Origin of the sequence: Moraxella bovoculi (genome assembly GCF_000988745.2) — a bacterium.
GTDB lineage: Bacteria > Pseudomonadota > Gammaproteobacteria > Pseudomonadales > Moraxellaceae > Moraxella > Moraxella bovoculi.
Genome location: NZ_CP011381.2, coordinates 1,553,217 through 1,565,434, shown reverse-complemented (window position 1 = coordinate 1,565,434; position 12,218 = coordinate 1,553,217). Strand labels below are relative to the sequence as shown.

Sequence of the window (12,218 nt, the reverse complement as noted above, 5' to 3'; positions counted from 1 at the left end):
AAAGTCTTAAAAGGATTTTATTAAGGAAGTATTTTAAAATTGCTTATGCAATTTACAAGGAGGTCGCCATGTCACATGGTACAGATAAAGACGTCTCTGGCTACTGGAAAGCCAACGTTCGTATTATTATTGGTTGTTTGATCGTGTGGGCAGTCTGCTCGCTCGGTTTCGCCGTTCTTCTTCGCCCTGCATTAATGGGCATCACTTTCATGGGTACAGACCTTGGACTATTTTTTGGTCAGCAAGGCGCTATTCTTACCTTTGTCGCACTCATTTTCTTCTATGCTTGGCGCATGAATCGCCTTGATAAAGAATACGGCGTAGAGGAGGAGTAAGCCATGAGTCAATTTGCAATTAACCTAATTTTTGTTGGCGCATCGTTCCTGCTGTACTTCGGTATCGCGATTTGGGCGCGTGCAGGCTCGACCAAAGAATTCTACGTTGCAGGCGGCGGTGTTCACCCTGTCGTCAACGGCATGGCTACAGGTGCGGACTGGATGAGCGCGGCGTCATTCATCTCGATGGCAGGTATGATCGCCATGGGTGGCTATGCGGCGTCTGCTTATCTAATGGGCTGGACAGGTGGTTTCGTACTACTGGCGTTATTGCTAGCTCCTTATCTGCGTAAGTTCGGTAAGTTCACCGTGCCTGACTTCATCGGCGATCGCTTCTACTCTAAGAGTGCGCGTCTGATCGCTGTTGTGTGTTTGATTTTGGCATGTACCACTTATGTTATCGGACAGATGACAGGGGCGGGCGTGGCTTTCTCTCGCTTTTTGGAAGTTGATAAGAATACAGGTCTGATCATCGCAGCAGTCGTGGTACTGTTCTATGCGGTACTAGGCGGCATGAAGGGCATTACCTATACTCAGGTAGCTCAGTATGTGGTATTGATGATTGCGTATATCATTCCTGCAATCTTCATCTCAATGAACATCACTGGCAACCCAATCCCGCAGTTAGGCCTGTTCGGTACTGATCTAGAAAGTGGCGCAACCATGCTATCTAAGCTTGATAGCTTGATTACTGATCTGGGGTTTGCAGCTTATACTGCTGATGTTCCTGATAAGCTAAACATGTTCTTATTAACCTTGTCGCTAATGATTGGTACTGCAGGTCTGCCTCACGTTATCATCCGTTTCTTCACGGTTAATAAGGTATCTGATGCGCGTTCATCAGCAGGTTGGACACTGGTATTCATCGCATTGCTATACACTGCAGCACCTGCAGTAGGTACGATGTCTCGCATGAACCTGGTTGATACTGTGTATCCAAATGGCACAACTTCTGCACCGATTGATTATGAAGCACGTCCAGAATGGATGAAGAACTGGGAACAAACTGGCCTTCTAAAATTCGAAGACAAAAACGGTGATGGTAAGATCAACTACTACAATGACAAGTCAAAAGACGAAGCGTTCAACGCTGCCGCCGCTCAGCAAGGTTTACAAGGCAACGAACTGGATGTAAACAATGACATCATGGTCTTGGCTAACCCTGAGATTGCCAACCTGCCACCTTGGGTTATTGGTCTAATCGCTGCAGGTGGTATCGCGGCAGCACTATCTACCGCTGCAGGCTTGCTACTGGCCATCTCATCAGCCATCTCGCATGACTTGATCAAGAAAATCTTGAAACCTGAGATTTCCGATAAAGGTGAATTGACAGCGGCTCGTGTTTCGATGATTGTTGCGATCGCCATTGCAACTTGGCTTGGCATGAACCCTCCTGGTTTCGCTGCACAGACAGTCGCCTTGGCATTCGGTATCGCAGGTTCGTCTCTGTTCCCTGCCTTGATGATGGGTATCTTCTCAAAACGCATCAACAACAAAGGCGCGGTAGCTGGTATGCTTGCAGGCTTGATCGTAACTTGTGTGTACATCTTCTTGTTCAAAGGCTGGTTCTTCATCCCAGGTACGAACATGCTTGCTGATGACGTATCAGGCTGGATCATGGGTATTAGCCCGCTAGGCTTCGGTCCGATCGGCGCTCTGATCAACTTCGTGGTAGCGTTTGCAGTATCTTACATGACTGCGCCACCACCACAAGAGATCCAAGATCTGGTTGAAAGCGTACGCTATCCAAAGGGTGCAGGCGCAGCAATCGATCACTAATCGTCAATCTAACAAAAATGCAGACCTAGTGTCTGCATTTTTTTTATTTTTAAGTAATTGATAATAAAAGAAATTTATATGAATAAAATGCGAAATTTAACTATAAAATGCGATGCCTTTATGATATAGTTAGCCTGATTTTGTTTAATGATTATAACAAAAGGATTGTTGAATGTTTTGGGAATTGATTGCGACCATTTTGGCAGGATTTATGGCGGCAGGGATTGCGCTGTCTTTTAGGCTGCTATTTAAAAAGCTACCACGTTGGATTGTACCTGCTGCGGCTGGACTTGGAATGCTTGGTTTTCAGATTTATAGCGAATATACTTGGTTCGATCATACCAGGAGCCGTCTGCCTGATGGTGTGAGTGTGGTGGCAACCCATGCCGATCCTGCATTTTACAAGCCGTGGTCATATTTTCGCGCGCCAATCTTGCACTTCGTTGCAGTCGAGCCTAGCGAGAACGCCGAAGCTGGCAATGTTAAGCGTGCGAACCTGTATTTTTTTGAACGGCGAATGGCGGCACATCATGCACCGATCTTGGTAGATTGTCAAAGTAAATTACAATCGGATTTTAGTCAATCACCGAATTGGGGTCAGACGCCGATGACAGAAGACATCGTTCGCGCTGTTTGCCAATAGTTATTTCTTGATAAATAAGCCGCCTTTTGGGTGGTTTTGTTTATTTCGCTGTTATCAAAAATCATCCAGAAAAATGCTATAATAATCAAAATTGTAAAACAAAGAGACTTATGAAAGTATTAGGCTTAGAGACTTCCTGTGACGAGACAGGGCTTGCCATCTATGACAGTCAGATGAATGACGGTCGTGGCGGGGTGCTTGCACAGGTGCTATACAGTCAAATCGAGCTGCACGCCACTTATGGTGGGGTTGTGCCCGAGCTTGCCAGCCGCGATCATATCCGCAAGCTGGTTCCGTTGTTGAATGAGTTGCTTCATGAGGCAGGCATTGAGAAATCTGACATCGATGCGGTGGCTTATACCAAAGGGCCGGGGCTGATCGGTGCGCTGATGACGGGTGCGCTGTTTGGCCGTGCTTTGGCTTATGGGCTTGGCGTGCCTGCCATCGGTGTGCATCACATGGAAGGGCATCTGCTTGCGCCTTTATTGGGCGAGGATGTGGCATTTCCTTTCGTGTGTTTGCTTGTGTCGGGCGGGCATACGATGCTGGTGCGTGCCGATGCTGTTGGACAATACGAAATATTAGGCGAGTCCATCGATGATGCGGCGGGTGAGTGCTTTGATAAAGCGGCCAAGATGCTAAATCTGCCTTATCCAGGCGGGCCGAACGTTGCACGTTTGGCTGAGGGTGGCGATAAGAACGCCTATCAACTGCCGCGCCCAATGCTGCACAAAGGGCTTGATTTTTCTTTTAGTGGCATGAAGACGGCCGTGCATAATCTTATCAAAGATACGCCGAACTCTGATTTAGATCCTGTGGTGCGTGCCAACATCGCAGCGAGTTTCCAGCATGCGGTTGTGGATACTTTGGTCAAAAAATGCGTTCGCGCGCTCAAGCAAACAGGTCTAAAGCGACTCGTCATTGCCGGCGGTGTCTCTGCCAATACTGAACTTAGAGAGAGTTTGGGACGTGAGCTTGCCAAGCTAAACGCCAAAGTACACTACGCCCCAAAAGAGCTGTGCACGGATAATGGTGCGATGATCGCTTATGCGGGATTTTGTCGATTGCAGGTGGGTCAGAGCGATGATTTGTCTGTAACGTGTGTACCAAGATGGGACATGCAGACCTTAAACTTCACCAGTGCGTGACGGCTAATACAATTCCATCTATATCATCGTAATCGGCATATTGAGCTTATGCACCCAATATGTCGATTAAATGCTTTACTTCCCCATCACAGATTTTATATTGATATTGATGAGTGCTGATGTGAATTAAAGGCTGATAAATTTATCTTGCGCGATGGGTGCTATTTTGAGAAAATAACTGTTCACAACATAACAATAAAAAGAGCTCACTTTGCCATTATCATCCCTAAAGATCGAATCCTTGCCCAGATTCTCTGCCAATTTCATTGCAAACATCAAAGCCGCCTTACAAATGCTGGGCGGTAATGCTCGCGCTTTTACATCCGTTAAGCCGACCTTTGGGCAGTTTGCGGTTTTTTTATTGGCGGCGCTTGGTGCGAATATTTTGTTTGCTTATTTGTCAGCGCAGGGCGGAAGCTATTTTAATGAGCAGGGGCTGATCAGTTATTTGATATGGCCGGTGATTATTTTGGTGGCGGGCATTATCTTGGCGAAGCGTACGATGAATTATTCGCTGCTCTTTGTGCCGGTGATTTTATGGCTTGCTGCTGATACCATGTTGGTGCTTATCCAAAGCGGCATTCAGTATCTGGACATTAAGGGGTGGCTACCGTCGTTTTTGTATGGCATCTTGCCCGGTCTTTTCACGTTTTTATTTGTGTGGCAGACGGCATCTTTGTTGTGGATTTTCGCCAAGAAGCTGCATTGGCCGTGGTGGGAGCGTCTTTTGATGATTGGCGGTGCGGTGTTGCTGCTTGTCGTGTGGCAAAGAAACGTCGCTGACCAGCCGATTTTTAAGGTAAATAATGTCGCGCCAACGCTATCTGAGCGTCAGTTTTATAAACAATCAGCGTTACTGGGACAAAGCTTGGATGGTGTTGCTAAGAGCGTCAAAGGCAAACATGAATGGTATTTTGTCGGTGTGGCAGGCTATGCTGAGCAAAATGTATTCGCCAGTGAAATCGAGCAAGCGGCGCAGCTGTTCGATGCCAGATTCGGTGCAAAAGATCGCTCCGTATCACTCATTAATAACGCACATACTTGGGATGAATATCCGATCGCCAGTCGTACGAGTCTGGCTGAGACGCTAAAGGCGGTTGGCAATCGCATGGATGTGGACGAAGATGCGCTGTTCTTAACGCTCAGCTCTCACGGTGCGGTGGATGAGTCGGGCAGTATCTTGGGCGATCTGGTCATGACCAATCCGCCATTGACGCTCGATCCGATCGACCCCGTGTGGCTGCGCGGGGCGTTGGATGCATCAGGCATTCGTTGGCGAGTCATTGTGGTATCGTCTTGCTATTCAGGCGCATTCATTCAGGCTTTATCAAGTCCGACCACAGCCATCATCACCGCAAGCCGTGCCGATAGAGCGTCTTTTGGCTGTAGTAATGATGCTGACATGACTTATTTTGGGCGTGCGTTCTTTTCTGAGAGCATGCGCGAACAGACCACGCTAACAGGCGCGTTTAACCAAGCGCGCCGCCGTGTTGGTGAGCGTGAGGCATTGATGGGGTTTGAGCCATCAGAGCCGCAGATGGTGGTGGGTGCGATGATGCAAAGCGCCTTACCCGAGTTAGAGAAGGCTCTATTCCATCACGCAACCAATCCCATAATTGATATGCCGACATTTAGCCATGTTGAAAGTGCATCTCCGTGATAGAGTATTTATTGAATATTTATGTAAACACCCCTGACGATCAGGGGTGTTTTTTGTGTGAAGGTTGTCATCTGATTGAAATCATAAAAGGATATATTTGTTAAAACTGATTGATAGGGTGTTATATATCATAATTTATAATATATGAATAAAAAATATTGAATAATGTTTGCAATTTCGACCATTTTTTATTATATTGTATTTGCTTATGAATATATCACCTGATATGATTAATTTCATCGATTGATACCATTCGCTTTTAACCCACCTAACTTAAGGAATCTGCCATGACCATCCAGTCTGCCATCGCAAAAGTAGAAAAAAACTACGCTCACCAACCAGAATTCATTCAAGCGGTAAAAGAAGTTGCGCTGACCATTGATAAGGTGTATGCCAACAATCCTAAGTTTGAAGAGTATCGCGTGTTTGAGCGTCTGTGCGAGCCTGATCGCATCATCGGTTTCCGCGTAAACTGGGAAAATGACAAAGGTGAAGTAGAGGTCAACCGCGGCTGGCGTGTTCAATTCAGCAACGCCATCGGTCCATACAAAGGCGGTATCCGCTTCCACCCAACTGTCACTGAAGGCACCCTAAAATTCCTAGGCTTCGAACAAATTTTCAAAAACGCACTAACTGGCCTACCTATGGGCGGTGCTAAAGGTGGTTCGGACTTCGATCCTAAAGGTAAATCAGAAGCTGAAATCCGCCGTTTCTGCTACGCATTCATGCGCGAGCTACACAAAAACATCGGCAAAGACATGGATGTACCAGCAGGCGACATCGGTGTTGGCGGTCGTGAAGTGAACTACATGTTCGCCATGTACAAGAACTTAACTCGTGAGTTTGAAGGTGTATTGACTGGTAAAGGTGTTGGTCACGGTGGTTCATTGATCCGTACCGAAGCGACTGGCTATGGCTTGGTTTACTTCCTTGACAACATGCTAAAAGTGAACAACGACAACCTAGTTGGCAAGACTGTTCTAGTATCAGGTGCAGGTAACGTGGCTCAATACGCTGCCGAAAAAGTACTACACCTAGGCGGTAAAGTAATCACTTTCTCTGACTCTAAAGGTACTTTGGTTGATCACGACGGTTTCACCCAAGAAAAAATCAACTGGGTAAAAGATCACAAAGCCAACGGCAAAGCATTGGCAGACTACGTGAAAGAATTTGGCGGCGAGTGGCTTGAAGGTCAAAAGCCATGGCAGTTCGATGCAGAAGTAGCTCTACCTTGCGCTACCCAAAACGAAGTTGATGCTGAAAACGCTAAAGCTTTGGTTAAGCATGGCGTAAAATACGTCGCAGAAGGCGCGAACATGCCATTGACTGCTGAAGCGATCGATGTGGTACGCGACAATGGCGTAGCATACGCACCTGGTAAAGCTGCGAACGCTGGTGGTGTTGCGGTATCTGGCCTAGAAATGAGCCAAAACTCAGTACGCCAATACAAGACTTTTGCAGAGCTTGATGAAAAACTACAAAACATCATGAAAAACATCCACGACAATTCAAAAGCAGCTGCTGAGAAATACGGCACTACCAAAGACGCCGTGGACTACATGACTGGTGCTAACGTCGCAGGTTTCGTTCAAGTAGCGAACGCATTGGTGGCTTACGGTATCCTATAACATCTATAAACCCTAAAAAATCCGCTCAACGATGAGCGGATTTTTTTATTGTTAAATTTAATGATGGTTATGTTCTTGATGGTTGTGATGTTGATGAGTGCTGTGGTCATGGTTGTGATTGCTATGGTCATGCTGCATGTGCGAATGATCATGAGAATCTTCATGATGTATGTGACCATGTGCATGATGACCATGTGCATGATGGCCATGGAAATCATGAGAGCCGTGTCCGTGCATCATGTGCATGACGGTGGGGGATAATGCAACAGCCAGACCAGAGATGAGCATCAGCGCGCCGCTAAACTTACGTAAGTTGAACTTACTAACCGTCTTTTGAAGCCATGCGATCATGGTGTCAGTAGCGATCAGCATGGGCAGCGTACCAAGACCAAAAAACAGCATGAAGGCAGACCCTGACAGTGGGCTAATCTGTGCTGCTGACACGCTAACAGCCATCACCAATGCACCATAGACCAATCCGCATGGCAGAAGCCCCCATAATATACCTGCGCCAAGCGCCTTAGGAATGCTATCAATTGGTAGAACTTTTTGGCGGACGGGCGCAAGCTTATTCCAAAGACCCAAGCCCAATTTCTCAAGACGAGCCAGAAATGGCACGCCAAGCATCAGCAGCGCTGCAAAAATCAGCGCTCCACCCAAAAGAATGCGCGGCAAAGCGTTATTGGTTAAAAATGGCGCAATCACCGTGCTGCCAACAATCGTAGCCAGTACGCCAAGAGCCATGTAGCTTAGCAGCCTGCCAAGGTGATAAGTGGCGATGAGCGTTTTTCGTTTGGCAGGCGTAAGATTCTTCATTGAGATGCCAAAGGCAGCAACGATGCCACCACACATTCCTAGGCAGTGCGGCGAGCCGAAAAACCCCATGGCAAGCGCTGCGATTAATAAAGAAGCTGTCATAATTACCTCCATACTGGCAAAAGCTGGTATGTTATTTTTGTGAATCTTTTTTTAGGATTTTGCGACGCTCTTGTCTGTCGTCTAGGATGATCTGCTCTGGCGCATTGTCCAGATCTTCAAATTGATTGGATTTGACGGCGTACCAAATCGCCCAAATCGCCACCACAAACAACATGAGACTCAAAGGAATGAGTAGATAGATGCTAAGCATGTGTATTCCTTAGAATGATTGTCAATCCTGCTTATCTTGGCTGATGTATAAGTCATAAGAAAGATCGATACAGGAAAATCCGCAATGAACCATTATAACATAATGGATGTTAAAGGGTGAATGAAAAGAATGTTCAAGTAATGTGCTTATTATACTATAATTCGCCAGCCAATACCTAAACTACAAAAATACAACCAAATTACCTGCTTTTTGCATTGTGTTTAATCTCAAAATACGCAATACTAAACTTATCAAAGTGATTAACAATCAAAGTATAAGCCCAGCCGGATGTAAAATTACATGATGCTTTATGCGATTTAAATATAATACCGATTTACTAGCCACTCAGAGATTAAATAAAAGCGCCGTGCTTTTAGTATCGGTGCTATTTTTCGTTGGGTGCAGCGAGCAGCCGCCCAAAGGTAGCGACGAATCGAAAATAAGCAACAAGCCCATTTCTGCATCGCCCAGCTCAGCCATCGCCATCGGCAAGACAAGAGCCACAGAACAGTTCATCGCAAAAAAATGGCAGGTCATCAGCATCAATGATCGGCCTGTGACAAGTAAATTGGTTTTGGATTTGCACGATTTTAGTCGTGGTCAGGGCGAATTTTATGATGACTGCGAGCGTATCTTGGTGGATTTAAATATACATGACGTCTCTAATGAGCGCCTATCGATAGATAACTCTACCAGACAGGGCGGTGATTGCAGCAGCGAGCTCATTGATACCATCATGTGGATCTTAATCGATGTCTATGCCTTTGAACGTAGTGGCGATGAGCTGCACATCATCGCAGTTCAAGACACCATTCGCCTTGTGCCGTCAGACTAGCACGATATTGCTATCTTCATTCTTTTCATTCTACCTATTCTAAGACATGCAGCTAATTGGCGTCATGGCACGTCTGTCGGTGGGTGTGATGTCCTCATTCGTAGCGATAGACTGTAATTTAAATGGATTTGCCAGCAAATCAAATAATCTGGATACTTCTGTAAAATCATCCTCTAGGGCGCCTTGAATGGCGTATTCTGCCATGGTGTTACGCAGGATGTAGATTGGATTGGTTCTTTTCATGAGATCGATGGATTGCTGAGCATTCGTTATGGTGGTGATATAGCGCGCTTGCCAATTTTGCCATCTCTCGATTCCGCCTTGTGCGCTGATCTCTTGGGTTAATTGATGAAATAAACCCTGCTCATACCGATGCTCATCATCTGATAGTACGCCAATCAAAGCGCGAAAACTGTTGGTATAGTCCAGCTCATAAGTCTTTAACAAGCCAACAAATTCATATGCCAAGTCTGCCGCGCCAGCATGTGATGAATCCAGACCAATTTTTTGGCAGATGCCTTTATCATAATGCTGATGGAGGGTTACCTCATAGTCTTCTAGACATGCCAACATCACATCGTGCTGCACGGATAGTAAGCTAAAACAAGACAACCACTTTTGTAGATTCCAATGCCCGATGGTGGGCTGATTCTGATAAGTGTAACGCCCGTGATGATCAGAATGGTTGTTAATCCACGTCGGATTGAATCTCTCCATCATGCCAAATGGTCCAAAGTCCAATGTTGAGCCTGTAATATTTAGATTGTCCGTATTCATGACGCCATGGCTAAACCCGATCAACTGCCAGCTTGCGATGAGTTTTGCGGTGTTTTGACAGACTGCATGCAAGAATTTATTGATGTCATTACCCACTTCTGGATAATAAATATCCATCATCTGATAAGTAAATTCGCCCAAAAGCTCGGGCGCATACACAGCAATCCATTCAAAATGACCAAGTCGCACATGACAATCGCTGGTGCGCAGTAGGGCAGCAGCACGCTCCATTTGATTGCGAGCGATTAGGGTGTCTGACACCACGAAGCCAAGCGCATTGGAGCTGGCAATGCCTAGACTGGACAAGGCATGACCGCATAGATATTCACGAACCGTACTGGCAATCATCGCACGACCATCTCCGAATCGGGAGAAGGGTGTCTTGCCTGCGCCTTTTAAATGCAAATCGGTTAATTTGCCTTGTTTGTCGATGATCTGGGTGAGCAATAAACCACGACCATCTCCAAGCTGGCCTGCCCATTGCCCGAACTGATGTCCTGCATAGACCATGGCAAGCGGTTCAAATCCTTCAGGAAAGGCATCGTTATCTGCGCCAATGATTCTTTGCCAATCCAGCGCATCAAAGGGAAGGCCGCTCATGCTCTGGTGTAGCGCATGATTGAAATGCGCAAGCTTTGGGTTGTCCAATGGGAGTGCGCTTTGTTTATGATAAAGTCTGGGATTGACGGTAAGATAACTGTGCTGATGATTCATGAGTTTCTTCTTTGGGGTTTGATGAGATTGTAGCATAAAAAAACCCTCCGCAACATGGCGAAGGGTGTGGAGAAAAGTGCTTAACTTATTATGTCTTAGCCTTGGGTTGATTTACCTTTTAGCTGTAGGTAAGCATTTTTGATGCGTTCACCGTGCGCTAGAATCTTAGCCTCGACTTGGGCGAATTGTTCTTTTAGCTTCTCATCAGCTTCGTGTAGGCGATTGGCGAACTCGGTACGCTTTAATTCGACTGATTTAGCCTTTAGGGCGTGCCATTCTTCCACCGTCTGAGTGAATGCTTCGTATTCTGCGCTGATGCGGTCTTTGAATGCCATGAAACGCTCATCTAAAGTCATCTCTTCGCCTTTGGCAATGCGCTCTTGCGCACGTTTAAACTGCATGGTAACTTCAGCGTGCTTGATGGTAACATCATCAACGCGTTTTAGTTCTCTGGCAAGACCGACTTTATGTAGTAAGCCGATGAACCATTTGGTTGGGTCATACTGCCACCATTTAACGCCATTGCGATAGTCGTATTGAAAATAGTGATGGTAGTTGTGATAGCCTTCGCCCCAAGTAAAGATCGCAAGGATTGGGTTGTCGCGTGCGGTGTTCTCGTCAGTATATGGGCGAGTGCCGAACATGTGGCACAGTGAGTTGATAAAGAACGTGAAATGATGCGTTAGTACCATGCGCAGCAGACCTGCAATTAGGAACGTACCCAGCATATCACCCGTCAAAAGACCCGCTAAACCAACAACCACGACGTTGGTCACAATGACCCAAATGCCATAGTATTTATGCTGTAGTTGTAGCACTTTGTCTTTTTTTAGATCCGGGATGTTCTTGTAGTCGTATTGACCGCTTGGATATTTGTGTAGCATCCAGTCCATGTGACTAAACCAAAAACCACGCTTGGCAGAGTACGGGTCATCATATTCGTCATCGACATGACGGTGATGCGTACGGTGTCCAGAGCACCAATCAAATGCTGAGCTCTGCACGGCCAACGTTGCGCCGAGCAGCAAGAAGTATTTGATGATCGGATGAGCTTCGTAGGACTTATGCGCCCATAGACGGTGATAGCCTGCCGTGATAGATAGGCCTGTCCACGCCATAAAAAACGCAAAGGCAGTCCAGACAGCAGGGTTAACGCCATGCGTCCACAGATACCAAGGTACAAGTACGATGGCAAGTAATGGCGTAGAAAGTAGCACGATGGCAGGCACCCAGTTGATGGGCACATTTTCAAAGGCTTGAGGGTTTCTTTCGACACTCATGTCAGTTTCCTGTTGGTCAAAAATAAGTCAATGAACTAGATGAGTCTAGGCGTTCTTATTTAAATAATAAAGTAGTTAAAACGTTGATATTCTTATGAAGCCTATTGTAGCTTAAAAAAATTCAAAAGTGAACATTTATTCACGCAAATTCATTAAAACTTTGTAACTATTTTTATCCCCTGTTTGTCTGTGCAGATTTTGAGTTGATTGCAGTAAATTTTGGGTTGTTTTCCGACAAATTTTACTAGTTTGACAAGAAAAAATGCTGTTTTCAGTGGGGTTGTTTGTTA

General features: G+C 46.0%; 11 protein-coding genes. 7 read left to right on the top strand and 4 right to left on the bottom strand.

The window, feature by feature from the left end:
- Positions 1–68 precede the first annotated feature (68 nt).
- The 6 genes from AAX10_RS07155 to gdhA all read left to right on the top strand — a co-directional run bounded on the left by AAX10_RS07155 (position 69) and on the right by gdhA (position 7,193).
- Complete coding sequence (locus tag AAX10_RS07155; protein WP_036365458.1) at positions 69–335, top strand: DUF4212 domain-containing protein; 267 nt, start codon at positions 69–71, stop codon at positions 333–335.
- Positions 336–338: 3 nt separating this feature from the next.
- Positions 339–2,114, top strand: coding sequence for a sodium:solute symporter family protein (locus tag AAX10_RS07150; protein ID WP_046700245.1), 1,776 nt, complete (start codon positions 339–341; stop codon positions 2,112–2,114).
- A 172-nt stretch (positions 2,115–2,286) separates the two neighbouring features.
- Complete coding sequence (locus tag AAX10_RS07145; protein ID WP_036365464.1) at positions 2,287–2,757, top strand: hypothetical protein; 471 nt, start codon at positions 2,287–2,289, stop codon at positions 2,755–2,757.
- A gap of 110 nt (positions 2,758–2,867) precedes the next feature.
- On the top strand, positions 2,868–3,905 hold the full coding sequence (gene tsaD, locus AAX10_RS07140; RefSeq protein ID WP_046700244.1) for a tRNA (adenosine(37)-N6)-threonylcarbamoyltransferase complex transferase subunit TsaD: 1,038 nt from the start codon (positions 2,868–2,870) through the stop codon (positions 3,903–3,905).
- A 211-nt stretch (positions 3,906–4,116) separates the two neighbouring features.
- A complete protein-coding gene (locus AAX10_RS07135; protein ID WP_046700243.1) occupies positions 4,117–5,565 on the top strand; it encodes a peptidase C13 family protein in 1,449 nt (482 codons plus the stop codon).
- Between the two features lie 287 nt (positions 5,566–5,852).
- Positions 5,853–7,193 carry an NADP-specific glutamate dehydrogenase gene (gdhA, locus tag AAX10_RS07130; protein ID WP_046700242.1) on the top strand — a complete coding sequence of 447 codons (1,341 nt, stop codon included), beginning with the start codon at positions 5,853–5,855 and terminating at the stop codon, positions 7,191–7,193.
- A 57-nt stretch (positions 7,194–7,250) separates the two neighbouring features.
- Here the strand turns inward: gdhA and AAX10_RS07125 are convergent, their stop codons facing one another.
- Positions 7,251–8,111 carry a sulfite exporter TauE/SafE family protein gene (locus tag AAX10_RS07125; protein ID WP_046700241.1) on the bottom strand — a complete coding sequence of 287 codons (861 nt, stop codon included), beginning with the start codon at positions 8,109–8,111 and terminating at the stop codon, positions 7,251–7,253.
- Between the two features lie 31 nt (positions 8,112–8,142).
- Positions 8,143–8,322, bottom strand: a complete 180-nt coding sequence (gene ccoS, locus AAX10_RS07120; protein WP_036365478.1) for a cbb3-type cytochrome oxidase assembly protein CcoS — start codon at positions 8,320–8,322, stop codon at positions 8,143–8,145.
- 310 nt (positions 8,323–8,632) lie between these two features.
- Here ccoS and AAX10_RS07115 point away from each other — a divergent pair, with 310 nt between their 5' ends.
- Positions 8,633–9,157, top strand: coding sequence for a hypothetical protein (locus AAX10_RS07115; protein ID WP_046698499.1), 525 nt, complete (start codon positions 8,633–8,635; stop codon positions 9,155–9,157).
- A gap of 39 nt (positions 9,158–9,196) precedes the next feature.
- Here AAX10_RS07115 and AAX10_RS07110 read toward each other — a convergent pair whose 3' ends face one another.
- Both AAX10_RS07110 and AAX10_RS07105 read right to left on the bottom strand, forming a co-directional pair.
- Positions 9,197–10,648: a protein adenylyltransferase SelO family protein gene (locus tag AAX10_RS07110; RefSeq protein ID WP_080947103.1), complete on the bottom strand. Its 1,452-nt coding sequence runs from the start codon at positions 10,646–10,648 to the stop codon at positions 9,197–9,199.
- 95 nt (positions 10,649–10,743) lie between these two features.
- On the bottom strand, positions 10,744–11,928 hold the full coding sequence (locus AAX10_RS07105; RefSeq protein WP_036365487.1) for an acyl-CoA desaturase: 1,185 nt from the start codon (positions 11,926–11,928) through the stop codon (positions 10,744–10,746).
- Positions 11,929–12,218 lie beyond the last annotated feature (290 nt).